Here is a 20,745-nt window from a genome sequence, read left to right on the forward strand (position 1 = left end):
AAAGGATATGCGCGTGAATAAACGACTCAGCACATGGATAAAGTTAATTACTTTTAGCAGTTGTATTGCCATTGTTGCTGGCTGCGGGTTCACGTTACGCGGATCTCAAGCATTACCCGAAAACTTAACACAGGTCGGCATTATTGCACCTTTTCAATACTCTGGGCTTTCAAGAGCCTTACAGAAAAGACTGCCTGTATACCAATTGACAGGTGTCATTACTCCTAGCGCTTCAGTTGACTCGGCTATGCTTGGTAAAACCGTGGTAATTCAACTTCAGCCAGAACAATTTGAGCGGCGTTTGTTGTCAGTATTTAGTTCTGGTCAAGTTGCTGAATATGATCTGGTGTACTCTGTCAAATATACGGTGACTTTTCCCAACAAACTACCTATTGATAATACGCTAACAGTGTCACGCGAATACCAAGACGATCCTGATCAAATACTGGCTAAATCGCGTGAGCTTAATCTAGTGCTTAGTGAACTACGTGTAGAGTCAGCCGACCGCATCATTCGCTTGCTGTCTAGTCAATATAACCGCTCAATAGTAAGCACAAACAAGCAAGTTGTAAAAAAGCCAACGACGCCCTTAATTAGAAAAAGAGAAGATTAAGTGCAAATCCAAACATACGATTTACAACGTCACCTAGACGCAGACCCTATTCCCCCCTTCATACTGGTGTTTGGCGACGAACCACAGCAAAAATTGGATATTATCGATGCGGTGCGGGCTAAAGCAAAACAATCAGGGTTTGACGAACGCGTGAGCTTTACTTTAGACAGCGATTTTGAATGGGCACATCTAATAGACGCAATACAAAGTATGTCATTATTTGCTGATAAACAGTACATAGAGCTTACCTTATTATCGTCAAAACCCGGTGCCGTTGCAGCTAAGCAATTTCTCGAAATAACTAAGGTAATCTCACCCGACGTGATGCTATTGATACATGGCCCAAAAGCGGGTAAAGATGTTCAAAAAACAAAGTGGTTTAGCGCGTTAGCTAACCAAGGTTGGTTTTTACACGTTTATGATTTAGCCCACAGTCAGTTACAAAAGTGGCTGTCAGCGCGCGCGAATAAGCTGAATTTATATATTTCACAGGACGCATTAAGTATGGTAGCTGACTTATGCGAAGGTAACCTGATGGCAGGTCGTCAGGAGCTTGAAAAATTAGGCCTACAGTTTCCTCCCCAGCACGTTATAGAGACCAATGATATTGCCAACACAATGACCCAGCAGTCACGCTATTCTACATTTCAGTTTACCGATGAAGTGTTGCGTGGGGACATGCAAAAAGCAGTGAAAATGCTAATTTGTCTAGAAGATGAAGGCATTGAGCCGGTTATTATTTTATGGAGCATCGTTAATGAAGCGCAAACCATTACTAAGCTTTTAAACATGCAGTCTATGCAGGGTCATATCGATTATAAATCATTAAGAATTTGGGCCAGTAAACAAGCCTTGTATCAAGCAGCCGTAGCGCGATTAACGCCGGCGCATATGCACGCAATTAATGAACAGTTAAGTCAAGCCGACATTATGTTTAAGTCGGCTTATATTGCAAAACCCTATGTAATATTAAGCCACCTTGCACTGTTATTTATGCCCACGCATATGCCTGATTTTAGTTTAGTTAATGGATAAGAATATCAACAAACCCGCTATAAATGCGCTTTTTGGCGGCACTTTCGATCCGCCTCATTTTGGTCACTTATTGCCGTTAACAGAAATTGCTGATATTGCTGGCCTATCCACTATATCGCTCCTGCCGGCAAACGTGCCGGTATTTAAAAAAGAGGTGACCAGCGCAGAACATCGCATTGCGATGACTCAATTGTTATGTGACATAGACGCTAGATTTTCGCTTGATTTGACCGAGTTTTCTCGTGCCGAGGTTAGCTATACTATCGATACCCTCAGTTACCTTAAGGAGCAGAACCCTGCACAGCCAATTGTTTTTATCATTGGGCTAGATTCACTGCTTACACTTCATTTGTGGGAGCGTTGGCAACAGCTATTCGATTTTTGCCATATTATTGTTATGCAACGCTCACCGCTTGACGCCTCTAATTCGACGAAAGCAACCGACGGCGAAGTGTCAAGCAAAATGGCATCAAAACTGTATAACTTTTACACATCAAAGCAGGAGTTTGAGCACATTGTAGGCCCTGATATTGATAAAAACCTTAAGATATTTCTATTATCAACACTAGCTACTGCTGAAAATGGTACGCAATGTATTAATTATGATGCTTTTAAGGATATAATAGAAACTTCAGCCATAGGCAAACTATGGTTCATAAAAAACCAAATTTTACCCCTGTCGTCTACTCATATTAGGCAACATATAAAAGCCGGTAAAGACATTAGCAATATGCTGCCCACTGCTATCCTTAACTATATCAGTGTGCATAAGCTATATAATAATTAAGTAGGAATAGTATTGAATCAACAAGAGTTTACAAATTTTGTCATTGATAAAGTAGATGATATGAAAGCTAAAAATATTACGGTTATTGACGTAACGGGAAAATCAAGTGTTACTGACACTTTAGTAATTTGTTCAGGCACGTCTAAACGCCATGTATCAGCAATAGCAGAAAACGTTATCGTTGAGTGCAAACAGGCTAGGCATGCACCCTTGAGCGTAGAAGGTAAAGCCCAAGGTGAATGGGTATTAGTTGATCTGGGCGACATCGTTTTGCACGTTATGCAAGACGAAACCAGAGATTTTTATCAGTTAGAAAAACTTTGGCAGTAACTAAGTAATCGAGCTTTCATGAATATGCTTACATTAAGGCATTAAATTGGGCACATTTACATGAACGTGCAAATAATCGCTGTCGGGAACAAAATGCCCACGTGGGTGGTCGAAGGTACTAACGAGTATTTACGTCGTTTCCCATCTGAGTTTTCAGTAAGCTTTTCTGAAATACCGCCTTTTAAGCGTGGAAAAACAGTTAATATATTGAAGATTAAAGAAACAGAAGGAGAAAAATGTATTGCTGCGGTAGCTAAAGGCAATCGGATAGTCGCTTTAGAAGTACTCGGCAAGCCTTGGGATACTGCAAAGCTTGCTACACAAATCAACCATTGGAAAATGGATGGTAGGAATATAAGTTTATTGATTGGTGGTCCTGAAGGTCTATCAGATAAGTGTCGCGACATAGCTGACCAATTATGGTCACTATCGCCCTTGACTCTGCCTCATCCCTTAGTAAGAGTTATCGTTGCTGAAGCACTTTATCGAGCGTGGTCGCTGACACAAAACCATCCTTATCATCGAGAATAATAAATGGCGAAAGCAAGACAAACAATAAGAGATCATAGCGCAGAGGCAAACTTATTTGCCCGTCGTGCCTTTTTCTCTGCGATATTCGTTTTTGGCTTAATGTCCTTATTGTTGATTAATCTATACGACCTCCAAGTAAATAAACATTTGGAGTATCAAACACAGTCAAATGGTAACAGAATTAAGGTTTTGCCTGTTGCGCCCAACAGAGGTCTCATTTACGACCGCAATGGCGTTATTTTAGCGGAAAACAAATCTGTGTTTAGTCTAGAAATAATCCCCGAAGAAGTTGATAACCTCGAACAAACCCTAGCCCAACTAACTGAGCTAATGGCAATAACGCCAGACGAAATTGCACGCTTTGAAAAAGATAAACTACGTCAGCGAAGGTTCAAACCTGTTTCGATACGCAGGCAGCTTACGCATGAGGAAGTAGCACTGTTTTCGGCTAATCAGCATAGGTTCCCCGGCATTGATATTAAGGCAAGACTGTCGCGCTACTATCCTTTTAAAGATACCCTTACCCATATGCTGGGGTATGTATCGCGCATAAATAAAAGAGACTTAGCCAAACTTAAAGATCAAGGACAAGAAGCAAACTACGCAGCCACGCACGATATTGGTAAGCAAGGCGTGGAAAAATTTCATGAATCCAAATTGCATGGGCGCGTTGGGTATCAGCAGGTTGAGGTGAATAATAAAGGACGCATAATTAGAGTACTTGACTTCGAACCTCCTGAACCTGGCAAGGATATTGTGCTTAATATAGATATTAAACTGCAGCAAAAAGCACAACAAGAGATGGCAGGACGCCGTGGCTCAGTCATTATTACCGATGTAAAAACCGGCGGCGTATTGGCACTTTACTCAAGCCCCAGCTACGACCCAAATATGTTTGTGCACGGCATCAGTCAAACCGAATATTCAAAATTACTCAACTCACGTTACAGCCCTTTACTAAATAGAGCCACCCAAGGCCTTTACCCGCCTGCCTCATTAATAAAACCCCACTTGGCACTCATCGGACTTGAAGAAGGCGTCATAACGCCTGAAACTGAAATCCAAGATCGCGGCTTTTTTAAACTTAGAAATGTAGCCCACATTTGGCGAGATTGGAAAAGGCAAGGCCATGGGACGGTAGATGTGACCAAAGCGATCGAAGTATCATGTGATACTTTTTATTATGAACTTGCTTATAAACTAGGCATAGATAGCATTCATGAACGCATGGGGGAATTTGGTTTCGGCAACTTCACCGGCCTAGACCTTTATGAAGAATCCAGAGCAATATTGCCTAGCCGCGGTTGGAAACGCGCAACGTTTAATGAATCATGGTACATTGGCGACACTATATCGGTGGGTATTGGCCAAGGTTATTGGAACGCAACGCCTATCCAAATTGCGAATTCTTTGAACATATTGGTCAACCGCGGCAAACGCTTTACGCCCACTTTACTTAAAGGCTACTTAATAGACGGGAGCATTGAAAATGTTGCCATCGAGCAAAAGCCGCCGCTTGTGATCAACAATGAAGAAAATTGGGACATTGTACTAGATGCCCTATATGGCACTGTTAATCGTGAAAATGGAACCGCCCGAACAGCGTTTAGAAAAACCAGTTATGTGTCGGCAGGTAAAACAGGCACAGCGCAACTTTTTACGGTTGCACAAGACGAAGAATATGATGAAGAAAATGTGCACGAATATCTGCTTGATAATGCCATGTATATAGGGTATGCACCTTTTGATAACCCGCAAATTAGTATGGCGGTTGCAATCGAAAATGCAGGCGGCGGCAGTTCACATGCTGCCCCGTTAGCACGTAACGTAATGGATTATTACTTTGACGAATTAAGGCCTGCGCGTGAAATGGCCTTAGCGCAAAAAAATGCCGCTAAAATAAAAGTAATAGGCATATCATTAACGCCAAGTAGTCATCAGAGTAGCCCTTAGTTTCATGAAAAAAACTAATTTCACCACAAATAAGCAAAGTTTCCTTGAGCGCATTCATATTGATGGCTTTTTGCTACTTTCACTTTTATGCTTAATGTTTATAGGGCTACTGACTATATATTCATCGGGCGGACAGGACTGGGATTTAGTACAAAGACAATTGCTTCGCTTAGGCGTGGGTATCACCATTATGATAGGGCTTGCTCAACTGCCTATTCTAGTCTACCAGCGGGTGTCGATTTATTTTTATATTGTCGGCATTCTCATGCTACTGGGTGTACTTTTTTTCGGTGTCGTTGGCAAAGGAGCACAACGCTGGCTCGATTTAGGTGTACTCAGGTTTCAACCTTCAGAAATAATGAAGCTTGCTATGCCAATGATGATTGCCTGGTTTATAAGTCGCAACAGCATTCCTGCGAGTGTTAGAGACATATTTGTGGGTTTTGTTCTAGTGTTTATCCCCACTATTCTAATCGCCAAGCAACCCGACTTGGGCACATCTTTATTGGTATCTGCAAGCGGCATTTTTGTGCTATTTTTATCAGGAATGAGGTGGCGAATAATATCTTTGATTGGTTTATTAGGCGGCTTGTTTGCGCCTATTATGTGGTTTTTCTTAATGAAGGATTACCAGAAGCAGCGTGTTATTACTTTTCTAGATCCTGAGAGTGATCCACTTGGATCGGGCTATCATATTATTCAATCTAAAATTGCCATTGGTTCTGGTGGGGTTGACGGAAAGGGTTGGCTGCAAGGGACTCAGTCACAGCTAGAGTTCTTGCCAGAGCGCCACACCGATTTTATATTTTCCGTGTACAGTGAAGAGTTTGGGCTTATTGGCATAATAGGATTATTAGTAATGTACATGTGCATTATTATGAGAGGTTTATACATAGCAAACCGAGCACAAAATAATTTTAGTAAGCTCTTAGCCGGCAGTATTACATTGACATTTTTTGTCTATGTATTTGTTAATATGGGAATGGTGTCAGGTTTATTGCCTGTTGTAGGAGTGCCTTTACCGCTAATAAGCTATGGCGGAACCTCAATGGTTACCTTAATGGCTGGATTTGGTATTTTAATGGCCATAAGCACCCAAAAACGGTTATTATCGCGCTAGGCTAATGGATGTTTGAGTTGTTAACACTTTTTTGCGCCTAAATTTAAAAAAGCCTGAGTCTGCACAAACATAATGTTCAATGCATTGACGATAATAATAAAATGACATTATCTAATAGAAATAAGGTAAGAAATTTGCCACCGAACTCTCTCTATATACTTTTACTTACTTGCGTCAGCATGTTGTTACTGCTTAGCGGCTGCTCTAGTGCTCCTGAAAGTCGTTATGCGATAACACAAGATACAGCACCAAGTTTCGACTATGGTGAAATAGTTTATGATGCCATTATACCCACCTTAGAGCCACACAACACGTGGACTAGCCGTCCTTACTACGTATTTGGTGAAAAATATTACCCCATGGCAAGCGCAATTGGTTTTGAAGAAACCGGTGGTGCCTCATGGTATGGCTTAAAATTCCATGGACATAAAACCGCAAATGGCGAAATATTCGATATGTTTGCTCTAACAGCCGCGCATAAAACACTGCCACTGCCCTCTTTTGTAAGAGTGACCAATGTTAAAAATGGCAAGTCTGCTATCGTTAGAGTTAACGACAGAGGCCCTTTTCATGGCACCCGCATTATTGATTTATCGTATGGCGCCGCCAAAAAATTAGGCTACCATAAATACGGTGTAGCCGATGTAAAAATGGAAGTATTAGACGTGAATGAAGCGGGAGAAATACGAATTGGTTCGAGCCCACAGCTTTATGTGTTTGAAAATGGAGAATTACTGGCCAAACGCTCTGCTCAAAAGAAGCTATCTGAAAAAACGCTGCTTGCGCAAAATTCAGCCCCCCAACCTATACCTCAAAGCCTATTTGTACAGGTTATGGCAATGGAAAACGGTGATAAAATTAGAGAGTTTGCAAGCAGTCTGTCCAGTCTTTTGCAGGTCCCTAACGTTGTGCCTAAAATTGCAAATATATATAGATTACAATTAGGTCCTCTAGAAACTGAACAAAAGGCCCAAAATATCATCCAAGAGTTAAAGAAAATAGGTTTCGAGCAGGCTTTTACTATACAAGTGATGCCGTAAGGCCTATTTCTGGGGTCTTTTAGCGCTTGTATGTCGACATTACATGTAAAGCAGGTAAAATAAAGATTATATATGTCTGAATAGACCACGAAACGTGTTTTATTGCATTTCTAATGTGAAGGCACATCAGCCTTTAAAACATTGGAAATAACACAGACCTTTATTTCCTAAACTCCAATAGATAATCCATCGCCACTTTCAGGAAAATTATGCGCTTTACAGTTTTAGCAGGTTTATTTACCTTTTTTATGACTATGACCACTACTGCGGCAATAGTCATACCGCCTCCGCCCACAGTCGATGCGGGTGGTTTTTTGCTGCTTGATCACAACACCGGGCACATCATTGCCGAGAAAAACATAGACCAACGTTTAGCGCCTGCAAGCCTCACTAAAATAATGACGATTTATGTGGTTGGTAAAGAATTACAAGCAGGCAACATAAGCTTGACCGATATGGTCACTATTTCTGAAAAAGCATGGGCAAAGAAATTCCCAGACTCTTCGAAAATGTTTATCGAAGTAGGTACTCAAGTATCAGTAAGCGACCTGCTAATGGGCATAGTCGTGCAGTCTGGCAACGACGCCTGCGTGGCCATTGCGGAACATATAGCAGGGAGCGAATCTGCGTTCGCCAGTATGATGAACGCGCATGCTCAAAATTTAGGCATGAGTGCAACAAACTTTGTCAATAGCCATGGCCTTCACGATGCCGACCATTTCACCTCTCCACGAGATATGGCAACGCTTTCATCTGCCCTCATTAGAGAAACGCCTGAAATGTATAAAATTTATAGCGAAAGAGAATTTACTTACAACGGTATAAAGCAGTTTAATCGTAACAGCTTACTGTGGGACAGGAGCTTGAATGTAGACGGTATAAAAACAGGCCATACCTCAGACTCAGGCTACAGTTTAATTACCTCAGCAACCCAAGGTAACATGCGCTTAGTGTCCGTTGTGATGGGCACCGACAGTGAGCGTTCACGCAAAGCTGAAAATAAAAAACTATTGCGCTATGGTTTTCGTTTTTACGAATCAATAGTGCCATTTCAACCGAATCATATTTTTGCAAACCACCGTATATACATGGGCAGTAAAGAAACCGTTAATTTAGGCATTAATCAGTCCACTTCAATGACGGTACCTAGAGGTCAAGCTGATCAGCTAAGCGCCAGTTTCGAGCTTACCTCAGTGCTAGAAGCGCCTATGGAAAAAGGCACCGAGGTTGGCCTACTCAGCCTTACTCTCGACGGTGAAACAATTGCCACCTACCCATTGGTAACCTTGGAAGAAATTCAAGAAGGTACCTTTTTTAGTAAAGCAATGGATTGGATTAACTTACAGCTAGGATTAGAATAACCATGGAAACAAAATTTGATGAGTTATTAGATTTTCCCTGTATGCAAACGTTTAAAGTAATGGGCATTGCTCACGAGGAATTGCCAACACAGGTAATTTCACGACTGCAAACCTTAGCGCCGGGAGACTACGCTCCAACAATAAGGCCCAGTAGCAAAGGCACTTATCATGCACTCTCAATAGCCATAAAAGTAACTAGTAAAGAACATATGGAAACTATTTACATTGAGCTGTCTAAATTAGAATTAGTCAAGGTAGTATTATAATAATCATGAACTGTAGTAATGATAGTCAGTGTTTTTGTGGATCATAAAATGACAGCATTAATTGCTAAAGCTGGCAATGATCATAATGCTGACAAAAATAGTGTAGCAACTGAATCACTTATAGTGCGAGACATAGGTTTACAGTTATACACCCCAGTATGGCTAAGAATGCAGCACTTTACCGATTCCAGAAACGCCAATGATCTTGATGAGATTTGGCTGGGCGAACATTTCCCCGTATTTACGCAAGGTCAAGCAGGTAAACAAGAGCACATTATAAATCCAGGGGACATACCCGTAGTACCCGTTGATAGGGGCGGACAAGTCACTTATCATGGGCCTGGTCAGCTAATGATGTACATATTATTGGACATAAGAAGGCGTAAGCTAGGCGTGAGGCAGCTAGTGACTGCACTTGAACAGTGTATCGTGTTAACATTGGCCGAATTCGGTGTTGTTGCATATGCAAAAAAAGATGCACCTGGGGTATACGTTGACGAAAAAAAGATTTGTTCAGTAGGACTACGGATACGCAAAGGCTGCTCTTTTCACGGATTAGCGCTTAATGTAGATATGGACTTATCGCCATTTCAACGAATTAATCCTTGCGGATACGCCGGACTTGAAATGATAAACAGTAAAAATGTTAATGCAGTGAACACCATTCGCGAAGCCAAACATTTGGTCGTTATACATTTTTGCAAGTTATTAGACATTCACCCACTACGATATAAAGAAGGTTTTGATGAGTAATATGCGCCCCCAAGCAGGTGTTAAACTTCGAGACGAAGATAAAGTTAAACATATCCCCATTACGATAATGCCAACGCAAAAAGCTGAAATGCTACGTAAGCCCTCGTGGATAAAGGTAAAGTTACCGTCAAGAACTGATCGCATCGATCATATTAAAAAGACCTTACGAAAAAACAAACTGCATTCGGTATGCGAAGAGGCAAGTTGTCCAAACCTTGCAGAATGCTTCAACAATGGCACCGCCACGTTCATGATTTTAGGTGACATTTGCACAAGACGCTGTCCCTTTTGTGATGTTGGTCACGGAAAACCACTACCGCCCAGTGCAGAAGAGCCGTTAAAACTGGCCACTACTATCGCCGAAATGGGGCTGTCGTATGTGGTCATAACATCGGTTGACCGTGATGATCTGAGAGACGGCGGAGCACAGCACTTCGTAGATTGTATAAATGCAATACGTGAACACAGCCCAAGCACCAAAATTGAAGTGCTAGTGCCAGATTTTCGTGGGCGTATGGACCGTGCATTAGAGATATTTAAGAATGGCGTACCAGACGTATTTAACCATAATTTAGAAACCATCCCGCGTCTTTACAGAGAGTGTAGACCAGGCGCAAATTATCAGTGGTCTTTGGATTTATTAAAGAAATTCAAGCAACAGCATCCGCATATTCCCACTAAATCAGGATTAATGATGGGAATGGGTGAAGAAAACGATGAAATGCAAATAGTGCTAGACGATTTACGAACGCATGATGTAAACATGCTCACTCTTGGACAGTACTTACAACCTAGTGCTCACCACTATCCGGTTAAACGTTATGTACCACCGGTTGAGTTTGATGCCTTAGGCGTTTATGCCAAGAAAATTGGGTTTACACATGCAGCATGTGGCCCGATGGTTCGCTCTAGCTATCATGCTGACAAGCAAGCAGAAGGTATAGAAGTAAGATAGGGTCTTTGTGCTCCCTAAAAAATCGGCTCGGGAAATTGCTAGTAATGCATACTCCATTGGTGAGGAAAAGCTAAACGCGCTGTCCCACGGCGCAGGTTTTTTGCTTGCTCTAGCTGGTGTTTTAGCTTTGTTTCTCAAAGCACAAAGCCCACTAGAAGTATCAGTGGTGCTCATTTATGGGATTAGCTTAGCCCTGATGTTTTTGACCTCAACGCTTTATCATAGCAGCGTTGAGGTCAATACTAAAGTGGTGCTAAGAAAACTCGACCATATGGCTATTTACCTCTTAATAGCAGGAACTTACACGCCCTTCTTAGCACTAGGCGTTGGCAGCACTTCTGCCCTAATTGGTCTAGGGGTAGTATGGTCAGTCGGATTTACGGGCATTTTTTTTAAGCTCTATTTCGGTCATAAGTTCCCCAAATTATCAATTATTACCTACGCAATAATGGGCTGGCTAGCCTTACTGCTTATTTACCCTATATACTTATCATTAAGCTGCGCCGGCTTTACATTACTGATCGTTGGCGGTTTGTGTTATAGCGCGGGCATTCCTTTGTATCTGTTAAAAAGTAGACACTACTCTCATTCACTTTGGCATTTTAGTGTAGTAGCAGGCGCTGCTTGTCACTTTGCAGCTATTTACGGTTTTGTTTTATAAGCAGCCTTCCACAATGTGGCACGCCCATGTTTAATAAGGCACTTTTTGTATTGACTGTATCCTTTTATAAAAATAAACGAGCTGACTACGCTACAAAGAATCTATGGGTAATAAGTTCTCAAACACCGGCTTTCGCTTTTCCTTAGTAGCCGCCATGGCTTCCATTACATCGGGCATTTGTAACATACCGCTTTGCCATGTAGCCATGTAATTCAAGCTATCATTCACGCTGTGGTCGCGAGTATAGTTAATCATTTCCTTACAGCCGGCAACCGCGAGTGGAGAATGGCCCGCAATTGTTTTAGCAATTTTCATCACTCCAGCCAGCAGGCTTTTCTGGTCGGCGTAAACATGGTTTACCAAGCCACAGGACTTTGCTTCTTCGCTCATCATATTTCTACCCGTGTAGGCCAATTCACGCACTAAACCCTCAGGAATTAACTTCGGTAACCTTTGAAGCGTGCCAACATCGGCGGTCATGCCTATTTCAGTTTCCTTGATACAAAAAAACGCATCTTGTGTGCAGTAGCGCATATCACACGCACTAATCATGTCTACAGCACCGCCAATCACACCGCCCTGCAGGGCCGCTAAAACTGGAATCCGTGCGTCTTCTAAGGCATTAAAAGCATTTTGTAACTGTAAAATATGTCGTCTCGATTTTTCAGCACGCCGCGCTGGTTCGCCTGCATAGCTAGCCCCCATGTTTTGAAATACGGCTAAATCCATACCTGCACTAAAATGCTTACCGGTGGACGAAATAACTATTACTCTGGCCATTGAGGCTCTGTCTATTGCGTTGACGGCTTCTGGCAATTCAGTCCAAAAAGCAGCATTCATACTATTTAGCTCCTTCGGGCGATTAAGCTGAAGGTGAGCGATTTGTTCGTTAATAGTGATCGAAAATGTCGTGTATTTTTCAAAGCTTACAGTGTTAGACATAGAGAAGTTCCAAATGTATGGTGTAAAAAGCAATAAAATGTAGTATTTTTGATGTTCAGTTACCTTTCGTTTTACTATATAGGAATGGTGCGCAGAGCACAAAAAGAGTTACGAGGGCTGGCGACAACTAAACCACTCACTGGGCACTTAATAGATGCCACATGACTTGATTACCCGTTGGGAAGGTGAAGAGTTTTTAATCATACTGCCCGACTCAGGTAGTAGCGACGCCAAGCTTAGCGCTGAACGAATACGCTCAGTATTTCTGAGCTTCAATTAGCCTTGTATTATTGGCGAAGACGTAAATATTACCACTAGCACAGGAGTATGTGAGCTTAATAAACAAGAAGGTTTAACCGGAGCCATCGCGCGCGTCGATCATGCATGTATAATAGATAAAAATCAGGTAGAAATTGAGTGTAATTTGATACTGTAGAAGTGTAATTAATGGTCGGTGTGATAGGATTCGAACCTACGACCCCTTCACCCCCAGCGAAGTGCGCTACCAAGCTGCGCCACACACCGACCGAGCGACATATTATATGGATATACACTTAAATATCTACTCTTTTATAACAAAACTTGCTTGATAGTCTAGTATTTATGCAAATTCACATATTACTCCGTTTATTCTGCGCCATTACCCCATATAGTTAGCGCCAGTTCGTCTTATAATTATGCTTAATTGAACGATAAACGCGGGGATTAAATGGATAATTAAACCCACACTAGCTTATTCGTGTCTAACACTTGCTCCCCATCAAAACGATAGGCAGCAAGACAGCCGTCTTTTTGCACCACTGACCAGTCCAAACAGGCAATATTATCTTTCATAAGTTCAGGTGTACCCTGCATCCAATAGTGACCAAAGAAAATAGGCTTGTTGCCGTGGATCATGGGCAGTGAAGACAGCGCAATAGGCTCATCTGGCAACTGCTGGGGATTAGGCACCGATGTGCAGGCACTTCGGTAGGTTGGATTCTCAGTTAAATCCCACCACTTCAACCGGACTTTTGACCGTTTTCGATTGTTCGAGTCAATAAAGAATGCACCTTTGGGTAAGTCTATTTTGGGGCCATTAAGACAATATTCTAAGGACTTATAAAACCGCAACTCAACCGCGCTAGGATCTCTCCATACCTCGTCTTTTATCACGCCATTTTCGTGTGTGTATTCTTTTAAGCGTAAAAGGTGGTCTTCATGCCAAGCCGCATGGATGCAACGGATAGAATCGTTTTCAAAGAACAGAGGTAGCGTTTTAAACCAGTCGATAGCGTCAACATACCAAGGAGATCCATGTGAAGCTTGCTCTAAAAAAGCGCGATGTTCGCTATAGTTTTTATCAGAATGCGGGCGTAAAGGTTTACCATTAGAGCCTTTTAAATGCCAGCCAATAGCATAAAACTCGTGATTGCCCATAATCACAATTGCCTTGCCGTTTTGCTGCATATTCTTCAAAATATCCACGACTTCTTTTTGCCCGGGACCGCGGTCAACTAAATCACCTAAGGATATAAGAATACGCGTTGGGTGTTGCCAAACGCCCTCGATTTCAGCGTAGCCTAACTTTTTGAGCAATACTACAAAAGGTTCACTAAAACCGTGTATATCTCCAACTAAATCATACATAAACTGACACGCTCACTATTTCAGGCAAACTAATCTTGCTAATCACACGAATACAATTATTAATCATCCGCTCCTATGCGGCTCGCCACTGCGCCGTCTTGGCCTTTATACTTTGCATCAAAACGTGCGTTGTAAGGTGTTTCAGCGTGATCAGACAGCGTTTCAAAACTCAAAGCACCAATTTTCATTTTAGGCTTAAGGGCTAGCGGTAATTTACCTGAGTTGAAAAACTCAAGCACTATGTTCCCAGACCAACCAGGATCAATTCTATGCGCGGTTACGTGCACCATTAAGCCCAAACGTGCTAAGGATGAGCGTCCATCTAGCCAACCCACCATATTACCTGGCAGCGTAATAGACTCATGCGTAACCGCAATCGCCAGTTCACCAGGATGCAAAAAAAATGACTTATCGTCAGCAATTTCAATTTCATCACTCATTACACTGTCAAGTGCGGCCTGCACAGCTTCTTTAGGTCCGCTCAAGTCTATGTATGGTGCTTGATACTCCTCAAATACCCTGAATTTATTACCCAGTCTTACATCCACCGTTACGCCACTAATACTGTTTTGTGCAGGCTCGGGCAGAATGACAATTTCACCGCTGGCAATATATTTCTTAATGTCTTTGTCGCAAAGTCGCATGCATGTATCTTCTTATTGTTAAGGGTTAAATTTAGTCTAGCTTTGTAATTTCTATACTCGACGCCATATTAGCTGCCACGGGCAATACCTCGGCCTCTTCACACAAATAGCGGGTTATATCCATTGCCGCCTGCTGGTAAATTATGGATATGTCATGGTCACTTTGTTCGTCTATGAGTGAACGGCCGGCGTCGGCATATTCGCGAATTATTGGGTTTAACGGCACTTTTGCTAGCATAGGCAGTGCATATTTATCACTGAGCTTCTGCGCGCCCTTTTCGCCAAAAATTGTTGTTCTTTTATGGCAATGCCCGCACTCAAAATAGCTCATGTTTTCAATTAAACCTAGAACAGGAATATTTAGCTTTTCGAACATAGCAATGCCTTTCGCTGCATCAGACAGAGCAAGATCTTGCGGCGTGGTCACCACTACCGCTGCTGTTAACGGCAACTGTTGGCACATCGTGAGCTGAATATCGCCGGTGCCTGGCGGCATATCTACAATCAAATAGTCGAGCATAGGCCACTTTGTTTGCGTTAATAGCTGATTAAGCGCTTTACTTGCCATTGGCCCGCGCCAAATAGACGCATGATCGCTTTTAACTAAATAGCCAATTGAATTGGACGCCAGTCCGTGCGCCATTATAGGCAACATTGTCTTATTGTCAGGGCTGTTTGGATTTTCATTTTGAGTACCCAGCATAATGGGCACCGATGGCCCATAAATATCGGCGTCTAAGATACCAACGCGTGCACCTTGCCTTTTAAGCGCTAAGGCTAAATTTACCGCGCTAGCTGATTTCCCAACACCACCTTTGCCTGACGACACCGCAATAATATTTTTAATATTAGGAAGCGGTGGCTTTTGAGCGCTAAAAATCGGCACATTATAGTATTTTGAAAACACCATATCAGGTCCAAGCTTCTGTGCTAGCGTGCTTTTAACTTCATCCCACACGGCGTCGATTACGAAGGGAAAATAAATGTCTACTTGCTTGTCATTAACCTTTACCTGAAATAATTCAGGCTTAGTAGAATGAAATATTTTGCCTAAATGTGAGATTACCGAGACCGAAATTTGACTTGATGATGTTGCTTTAGAGCGACTAAAAAATTTCAATTGACCCACTTTTAATATTAATAAGCTACCATACTATATATTAGGCACAATTATGCCTAATTCAAGGTGCAAATAATATGAGTTTCGGCTACCATTTGTGCCAATTTTATTAATAACTCCCGAGGATAGCCTACTTCATGCAATCTAATCCACGCCGCATACTGGTTACCAGTGCACTGCCATATGCAAACGGTTCTATTCATTTAGGCCATTTATTAGAGCATATACAAACCGATATTTGGGTCCGTTTTCAGCGCCTGCGAGGCCACCAGTGCTATAGCGTGTGCGCCGACGATGCCCACGGCACGCCGGTAATGTTAAAAGCCCAAGAGCTAGGCATATCTCCTGAAGAGTTAGTGACCAAAACGCGCGCTGAACATCATCAAGATTTACAAGATTTCTTGGTGGATTACGACAATTATTACATAACGCATTCAGACGAAAATAAAGAGCTTTGTGAGCTAGTGTATAATCGTTTAAATGATAGTGGTTATATTTCAAAACGCACTATAAGCCAGCTGTTTGATCCCATAAAACAAATGTTTTTGCCCGATCGTTTTGTTAAAGGCACCTGCCCTAAATGCGGCAGTGAAGACCAAAACGGCGATAGCTGCGATGCCTGTGGGGCGACCTATGACCCAACCCAGGTTAAAAACCCGCGTTCAGTGATGTCGGGGGCTTCGCCCATATTAAAAGACTCCGAGCATTACTTCTTTGACCTGCCTAAATTTGAGGCCATGCTGAAAGAATGGATTCGCTCAGGCGCGATAAAAAACGAAATGGCGAATAAGCTAGAAGAATGGTTTGAGCAAGGCTTGCAGCAGTGGGATATTAGCCGAGACGCGCCTTATTTTGGTTTCGAAATACCCAATGCGCCTGGCAAGTTCTTCTATGTGTGGGTAGACGCGCCGGTGGGCTACATGGCCAGTTTCAAAAACTATGCAGACAAACGCGGTATAAATGACAAAGAGTTTTGGCAGACCGGCAACGACACCGAGCTATATCACTTTATTGGTAAAGACATCGCCTATTTCCATTGCTTGTTTTGGCCTGCAATGCTTGAAGGCGCAGGCTTTAGAAAGCCCACAGGCGTAAACATTCATGGATTCGTGACGGTTAACGGCGCTAAGATGTCTAAGTCTAAGGGCACATTTATTAAAGGTCGCACTTTCTTAGATCATTTGCAGCCTGAATATTTACGCTATTACTACGCCAGTAAGCTTAACGACAGTGCAAGCGATATAGACTTGAACTTTAAAGATTTTGTGCAAAAGGTAAACTCTGACCTAGTTGGAAAAGTGGTAAACATTGCCTCTCGCTGTGCAGGTTTCATTACCAAAAAGTTTGCTGGCAAGTTATCGCATAGAATACAAAATGAGCAATTATTAGCTGAGTTTCAGCAGGCCCATGTGTCTATTGCGCAGGCGATTGAGTCGCTACAATACCATAAAGCAATACGCGACATTATGGCCCTAGCAGATAAAGCCAATCAATACATAGATATGCAAGCACCATGGGTAACCATTAAAGACGAAAACAAACACGATTTCACGCATGACGTGTGCTCTATGGGTATTCATTTATTCAGAATACTGATGATTTATTTAACACCTGTACTGCCGAAACTGTCGCTTGATGCGCAGGCTTTTTTGAACGACAAGTTCACCTGGGACGCCATACAGGATGTTAAGCTAGGTCACAGCATTAATAAGTTTAAGGCTATGATCCAGCGCGTTGATGCTGATAAGGTTGCGGCTATAGTAGAGGCTTCTAAAGAAAATCTGCAAGTCACTAAAGACATAAGTAAAGCACAGACTAGTGAAGAAAACGCTAACATAGTCATTGCCGATGAGCGCTTGGCTGAAATTGAGCCAATAGCCGACACTATAAGCTTCGAAGATTTTGCCAAAATTGATTTTAGAATTGCCAAGATTGTACATGCTGAAGCGGTCGAAAAAGCGGACAAATTATTACGCTTAGAGCTTGATATTGGTAACGAAACAAGGCAAGTATTTGCCGGTATAAAATCGGCATATAATGCGCAAGAGCTTATCGGTAAACACACTGTTATGGTGGCTAACTTGGCAGCGCGTAAAATGCGCTTTGGTATGTCTGAAGGTATGGTGTTGGCAGCAGGTCCTGGCGGCGAAGATATTTATTTATTAGAGCCACATGAAGGCGCAACGCCAGGCATGCGTGTAAAATAGCTCTCATAAAAATGCGCGGACATCTGAACTGGCCGCGCACATCTCGTCGTTCTTAAAACCTTTAAAAACTACCCTATGCTGGGTCCTGCGTAATAAAACTAAACCAGATATATAAGGCTAATTTGCCTTCTTAAAAGATGACTGTGAGTTTCTAGCCACAATAGGCGAAGTACTAAACTTATGCTTGACCTGCCAAACCGGTTTTATCGGCGTCAACGGCATCTCACGCTTTCTGGCTTCAATAATATACATAGACGAAAACCAAGGTAGATAACGTTTGCAGAATTTTTGCACGGGGCTTTGACTGTTAAATTGCTTTTGCATAAAAAGAGAAGAATATACAAGATTTTCTTGCTGAACAATTTCAAAATTCAGTAAGGCCAGCCAGTCTTTAATACGAGATGCGGTAAAAAAACGGCCTTGATGTAAAATGTTTTTGCGGTTAATGGGCATATATTTTAGCACACCAGCAATACTAAAAGGATTAAAACCCGCAATTACCACCCTGCCATCGACCGTAATGGCGCGGTCAATTTCCCGAATAATTTGGTGAGGGTCTTGCGCAAAATCTAGTTCAGCCAAAATCACAAATGCGTCAATACTGTTATTTTGAAACGGTAAGCTTGAGGATTTTGCATACAAACTATTGTGCTGATTAGCATGCGGCGCGCAACTGAATTGATTTTTAATAGTGCAGGTAGGTAGGCTAATTTGGCTACTTAAGCTGCCAATTTTTACCAAATAATAGCCAAAAATACGCGCTACAATAGGCTCGAGTGCTTTTTCTAATTCGTCGCGCGCAAGTTCTCCTTGGCTTAGTTGTTGCCACTGTTTTGGATAATCGGGTTGGATATCTGTGCGTGCCGAACGCATTATCATGTACTATCTCCAGTGACGTGTCGTAAATTAAGGCTGGCTTACACAAAAGCAAGGAAGTGAACGTTTTGTTGCTTTTGTGATATTATCACAAGTCTCTTTTACGTGAACGAAAACTATACCATGACTTATCAAATTTCATCTATAAAAGCGTTTACCGATAATTATATTTGGGCGCTGCACAACAATACGCATGCTTTGGTGGTTGACCCCGGTGACGCTAAGCCTGTTGTTGCTTTTTTAAAAGCGCATCAGCTTACGTTAGATTGCATTTTAATAACGCATCATCATTTTGATCATACTGGCGGCATTGCTGCATTAACAGCCGCTTTTCCAAAGGCTAAAGTATATGGCCCTAACAATCCGACCATTACAGGCATTAATTACACGCTCCAAGACAGTGACACACTCCACATAAAAGCCTTTGACATTACCTTTACTATCTTGGCGACGCCAGGACACACGCTTGACCATATTGTATACGTACACGAAGACTTCTTGTTTTGTGGCGACACCCTATTTTCAGGCGGCTGCGGTCGAATGTTTGAAGGAACTCCAGACGTGTTTCACACGTCGTTGCAAAAACTAGCCGCCTTACCTAGCCGCACAAAAGTATATTGCACTCACGAATACACCCAAGCCAATTTAGCGTTTGCGCTCAGCGTTGATGGCACCAACAGCGAATTAAACCGCTATTCAAAATGGGTAAACGCTCAACGACAACAAAATAAAATTACCTTACCTAGCACAATTGGCAAAGAACGTGAAATTAATCCGTTTCTGCGCTGTCATAGCAACGCTATCAGAAAAACAATTTTTGAAAATTATAGCGAAAATAGCGCTTTGACGACACAAATAGGCACCTTTGCTAAATTACGAGAATTAAAAGACAATTTTTAATGTAATGTAAACCCAGTCTAAGCCTGTCAGTTTTCAACCTTATTAGTGAAAAAGGAAGTTATGAAGTTTATATTGCCTGTTGGTCTTGTTATCGCGCTTAGCGCTTGCTCTGTTAACCCTCTAGTGATTGAAAAAGAATACGAGGACGTCCAAGACACTATTGGTGAAGTGAACGAACTTATTATCGACAATCTGCTGCCTTGTTCCGGTGAGCTTAATTCTTCAGATCAAAATGCAGGCCATTTACAAGACTGTGAAACCCAGTCAGACGGTGTTATAAAAGTGATTCATCTCACGCAAGAAGTTGACATAGCGCTTGAGCAGCCAGATCCGATCGATCCTAATACGCTGAATGATCTGTGGGAAAAAATTCAATATCAAATGACGTTGCCAATTCCCCAAAATCAGCCCAGATTAGACGCTCAAAAAAATTGGTATTTGCGCCATCCCGCCTATATGCAAAGAGTGTCAAAACGCGCCCGTCCCTTTCTTTACCACATTACCCAACGACTTGAACAAGAAAACATGCCCATGGAGTTGGCTCTATTGCCCATCGTTGAAAGTGCCTTTGACCCTTTTGCTTATTCGCACGGCAGAGCATCGGGCATGTGGCAATTTATTCCCAGTACAGGCAAGCGTTTTGGCATGAAACAAACGTGGTGGTATGACGGACGCCGCGATGTAATAGCATCTACTGAAGGGGCTATAAAGTACCTGCGCTACCTAAACGATATGTTTGACGGTGATTGGCTGCACGCATTAGCCGCCTACAACAGTGGTGAAGGCAGAGTAATGCGTGCCATCAAGAAAAACAAGCGCGCAGGCAAACCAACCGACTTTTGGTCGCTTGACTTACCCCGAGAAACCCGTGCTTATGTGCCTAAATTGCTTGCATTGGCCGATATTTTAAAGAGTCAGGACGAATATAATTTTAGCTGGCCCAAAATTGCTAATGCACCCGTTGTAGAAATCGTTGATGTGAGCTCACAAATAGATTTAGCGGTAGCGGCACGCATGGCTAA

22 protein-coding genes and 1 tRNA gene are annotated in these 20,745 nt (G+C 42.3%); 17 read left to right on the plus strand and 6 right to left on the minus strand.

What is annotated here, in order from left to right; all coding sequences use genetic code 11:
* The first annotated feature begins 7 nt into the window (after positions 1-7).
* The 13 genes from BAE46_RS02110 to trhA all read left to right on the plus strand — a co-directional run bounded on the left by BAE46_RS02110 (position 8) and on the right by trhA (position 11,405).
* A complete protein-coding gene (locus BAE46_RS02110; RefSeq protein WP_141567222.1) occupies positions 8-613 on the plus strand; it encodes an LPS-assembly lipoprotein LptE in 606 nt (201 codons plus the stop codon).
* Positions 614-1,648, plus strand: coding sequence for a DNA polymerase III subunit delta (holA, locus tag BAE46_RS02115; RefSeq protein ID WP_006004173.1), 1,035 nt, complete (start codon positions 614-616; stop codon positions 1,646-1,648).
* Positions 1,641-2,435: a nicotinate (nicotinamide) nucleotide adenylyltransferase gene (gene nadD, locus BAE46_RS02120; RefSeq protein ID WP_006004174.1), complete on the plus strand. Its 795-nt coding sequence runs from the start codon at positions 1,641-1,643 to the stop codon at positions 2,433-2,435. The genes holA and nadD overlap by 8 nt, the downstream gene beginning before the upstream one ends.
* 12 nt (positions 2,436-2,447) lie before the next feature.
* On the plus strand, positions 2,448-2,765 hold the full coding sequence (gene rsfS / locus BAE46_RS02125) for a ribosome silencing factor (protein WP_006004175.1): 318 nt from the start codon (positions 2,448-2,450) through the stop codon (positions 2,763-2,765).
* 60 nt (positions 2,766-2,825) lie between these two features.
* Positions 2,826-3,296: a 23S rRNA (pseudouridine(1915)-N(3))-methyltransferase RlmH gene (gene rlmH, locus BAE46_RS02130; RefSeq protein ID WP_006004176.1), complete on the plus strand. Its 471-nt coding sequence runs from the start codon at positions 2,826-2,828 to the stop codon at positions 3,294-3,296.
* Between the two features lie 3 nt (positions 3,297-3,299).
* Positions 3,300-5,249, plus strand: coding sequence for a penicillin-binding protein 2 (gene mrdA / locus BAE46_RS02135; protein ID WP_070111645.1), 1,950 nt, complete (start codon positions 3,300-3,302; stop codon positions 5,247-5,249).
* Positions 5,250-5,253: 4 nt separating this feature from the next.
* Complete coding sequence (gene rodA / locus BAE46_RS02140) at positions 5,254-6,369, plus strand: rod shape-determining protein RodA (protein WP_006004178.1); 1,116 nt, start codon at positions 5,254-5,256, stop codon at positions 6,367-6,369.
* A 179-nt stretch (positions 6,370-6,548) separates the two neighbouring features.
* Entirely contained in the window at positions 6,549-7,409 is an 861-nt protein-coding gene (locus tag BAE46_RS02145) for a septal ring lytic transglycosylase RlpA family protein (protein ID WP_006004180.1), read from the plus strand.
* 209 nt (positions 7,410-7,618) lie between these two features.
* A complete protein-coding gene (locus tag BAE46_RS02150) occupies positions 7,619-8,770 on the plus strand; it encodes a D-alanyl-D-alanine carboxypeptidase family protein (RefSeq protein ID WP_070111646.1) in 1,152 nt (383 codons plus the stop codon).
* 2 nt (positions 8,771-8,772) lie between these two features.
* Positions 8,773-9,036, plus strand: coding sequence for a DUF493 family protein YbeD (gene ybeD, locus BAE46_RS02155; protein WP_006004182.1), 264 nt, complete (start codon positions 8,773-8,775; stop codon positions 9,034-9,036).
* Positions 9,037-9,084: 48 nt separating this feature from the next.
* A complete protein-coding gene (gene lipB, locus BAE46_RS02160) occupies positions 9,085-9,789 on the plus strand; it encodes a lipoyl(octanoyl) transferase LipB (RefSeq protein ID WP_141567223.1) in 705 nt (234 codons plus the stop codon).
* Positions 9,782-10,744 (plus strand): lipoyl synthase, encoded by a 963-nt coding sequence (lipA, locus tag BAE46_RS02165; protein ID WP_040520345.1) that lies wholly within the window; start codon positions 9,782-9,784, stop codon positions 10,742-10,744. Before lipB ends, lipA begins: the two co-directional genes overlap by 8 nt.
* A 7-nt stretch (positions 10,745-10,751) precedes the next feature.
* A complete protein-coding gene (trhA, locus tag BAE46_RS02170; RefSeq protein WP_070111647.1) occupies positions 10,752-11,405 on the plus strand; it encodes a PAQR family membrane homeostasis protein TrhA in 654 nt (217 codons plus the stop codon).
* Between the two features lie 90 nt (positions 11,406-11,495).
* Here the strand turns inward: trhA and BAE46_RS02175 are convergent, their stop codons facing one another.
* A complete protein-coding gene (locus tag BAE46_RS02175) occupies positions 11,496-12,347 on the minus strand; it encodes a crotonase/enoyl-CoA hydratase family protein (RefSeq protein ID WP_040520346.1) in 852 nt (283 codons plus the stop codon).
* 154 nt (positions 12,348-12,501) lie between these two features.
* On the opposite strand from BAE46_RS02175, the gene BAE46_RS14225 reads away from it, so the two are divergent.
* Entirely contained in the window at positions 12,502-12,627 is a 126-nt protein-coding gene (locus tag BAE46_RS14225; RefSeq protein WP_006004187.1) for a diguanylate cyclase domain-containing protein, read from the plus strand.
* 168 nt (positions 12,628-12,795) lie between these two features.
* Here the strand turns inward: BAE46_RS14225 and BAE46_RS02180 are convergent.
* The 4 genes from BAE46_RS02180 to apbC form a co-directional block, all read right to left on the minus strand.
* Positions 12,796-12,872: transfer RNA gene (locus BAE46_RS02180), tRNA-Pro, on the minus strand.
* A gap of 192 nt (positions 12,873-13,064) precedes the next feature.
* Positions 13,065-13,976 (minus strand): metallophosphoesterase, encoded by a 912-nt coding sequence (locus tag BAE46_RS02185; protein WP_006004188.1) that lies wholly within the window; start codon positions 13,974-13,976, stop codon positions 13,065-13,067.
* Between the two features lie 59 nt (positions 13,977-14,035).
* The gene (gene dcd / locus BAE46_RS02190) at positions 14,036-14,620 is read right to left on the minus strand and encodes a dCTP deaminase (RefSeq protein ID WP_006004189.1); all 585 of its coding nucleotides are present in this window, start codon (positions 14,618-14,620) and stop codon (positions 14,036-14,038) included.
* 31 nt (positions 14,621-14,651) lie between these two features.
* Positions 14,652-15,740 (minus strand): iron-sulfur cluster carrier protein ApbC, encoded by a 1,089-nt coding sequence (gene apbC, locus BAE46_RS02195; RefSeq protein WP_006004190.1) that lies wholly within the window; start codon positions 15,738-15,740, stop codon positions 14,652-14,654.
* A 137-nt stretch (positions 15,741-15,877) separates the two neighbouring features.
* On the opposite strand from apbC, the gene metG reads away from it, so the two are divergent.
* Complete coding sequence (metG, locus tag BAE46_RS02200; RefSeq protein ID WP_070111648.1) at positions 15,878-17,947, plus strand: methionine--tRNA ligase; 2,070 nt, start codon at positions 15,878-15,880, stop codon at positions 17,945-17,947.
* A gap of 117 nt (positions 17,948-18,064) precedes the next feature.
* Here metG and BAE46_RS02205 read toward each other — a convergent pair whose 3' ends face one another.
* The gene (locus BAE46_RS02205; protein WP_006004192.1) at positions 18,065-18,826 is read right to left on the minus strand and encodes a class I SAM-dependent methyltransferase; all 762 of its coding nucleotides are present in this window, start codon (positions 18,824-18,826) and stop codon (positions 18,065-18,067) included.
* Between the two features lie 120 nt (positions 18,827-18,946).
* Here BAE46_RS02205 and gloB point away from each other — a divergent pair, with 120 nt between their 5' ends.
* Together gloB and BAE46_RS02215 are read left to right on the plus strand one after the other, a co-directional pair.
* Positions 18,947-19,723, plus strand: coding sequence for a hydroxyacylglutathione hydrolase (gene gloB, locus BAE46_RS02210; RefSeq protein WP_006004193.1), 777 nt, complete (start codon positions 18,947-18,949; stop codon positions 19,721-19,723).
* Positions 19,724-19,783: 60 nt separating this feature from the next.
* Positions 19,784-20,745 (plus strand): transglycosylase SLT domain-containing protein (locus BAE46_RS02215; protein ID WP_171901000.1); only part of this gene is annotated, 962 nt, incomplete at its 3' end.

It is taken from the genome of Glaciecola punicea (assembly GCF_001756615.1).
GTDB lineage: Bacteria > Pseudomonadota > Gammaproteobacteria > Enterobacterales > Alteromonadaceae > Glaciecola > Glaciecola punicea.

Excerpts from the sequence above, each read along its gene's own strand:
- BAE46_RS02205 (WP_006004192.1), bottom strand. The coding sequence starts at position 18,826 with ATGATAATGCGTTCGGCACGCACAGATATCCAACCCGATTATCCAAAA.
- mrdA (WP_070111645.1), top strand. The coding sequence starts at position 3,300 with ATGGCGAAAGCAAGACAAACAATAAGAGATCATAGCGCAGAGGCAAAC.
- BAE46_RS02185 (WP_006004188.1), bottom strand. The coding sequence starts at position 13,976 with ATGTATGATTTAGTTGGAGATATACACGGTTTTAGTGAACCTTTTGTA.
- gloB (WP_006004193.1), top strand. The coding sequence starts at position 18,947 with ATGACTTATCAAATTTCATCTATAAAAGCGTTTACCGATAATTATATT.
- lipB (WP_141567223.1), top strand. The coding sequence starts at position 9,085 with ATGACAGCATTAATTGCTAAAGCTGGCAATGATCATAATGCTGACAAA.
- ybeD (WP_006004182.1), top strand. The coding sequence starts at position 8,773 with ATGGAAACAAAATTTGATGAGTTATTAGATTTTCCCTGTATGCAAACG.
- lipA (WP_040520345.1), top strand. The coding sequence starts at position 9,782 with ATGAGTAATATGCGCCCCCAAGCAGGTGTTAAACTTCGAGACGAAGAT.
- rlmH (WP_006004176.1), top strand. The coding sequence starts at position 2,826 with ATGAACGTGCAAATAATCGCTGTCGGGAACAAAATGCCCACGTGGGTG.
- nadD (WP_006004174.1), top strand. The coding sequence starts at position 1,641 with ATGGATAAGAATATCAACAAACCCGCTATAAATGCGCTTTTTGGCGGC.
- BAE46_RS02175 (WP_040520346.1), bottom strand. The coding sequence starts at position 12,347 with ATGTCTAACACTGTAAGCTTTGAAAAATACACGACATTTTCGATCACT.
- BAE46_RS02110 (WP_141567222.1), top strand. The coding sequence starts at position 8 with ATGCGCGTGAATAAACGACTCAGCACATGGATAAAGTTAATTACTTTT.
- BAE46_RS14225 (WP_006004187.1), top strand. The coding sequence starts at position 12,502 with ATGCCACATGACTTGATTACCCGTTGGGAAGGTGAAGAGTTTTTAATC.
- BAE46_RS02150 (WP_070111646.1), top strand. The coding sequence starts at position 7,619 with ATGCGCTTTACAGTTTTAGCAGGTTTATTTACCTTTTTTATGACTATG.
- dcd (WP_006004189.1), bottom strand. The coding sequence starts at position 14,620 with ATGCGACTTTGCGACAAAGACATTAAGAAATATATTGCCAGCGGTGAA.
- BAE46_RS02145 (WP_006004180.1), top strand. The coding sequence starts at position 6,549 with ATGTTGTTACTGCTTAGCGGCTGCTCTAGTGCTCCTGAAAGTCGTTAT.
- metG (WP_070111648.1), top strand. The coding sequence starts at position 15,878 with ATGCAATCTAATCCACGCCGCATACTGGTTACCAGTGCACTGCCATAT.
- rodA (WP_006004178.1), top strand. The coding sequence starts at position 5,254 with ATGAAAAAAACTAATTTCACCACAAATAAGCAAAGTTTCCTTGAGCGC.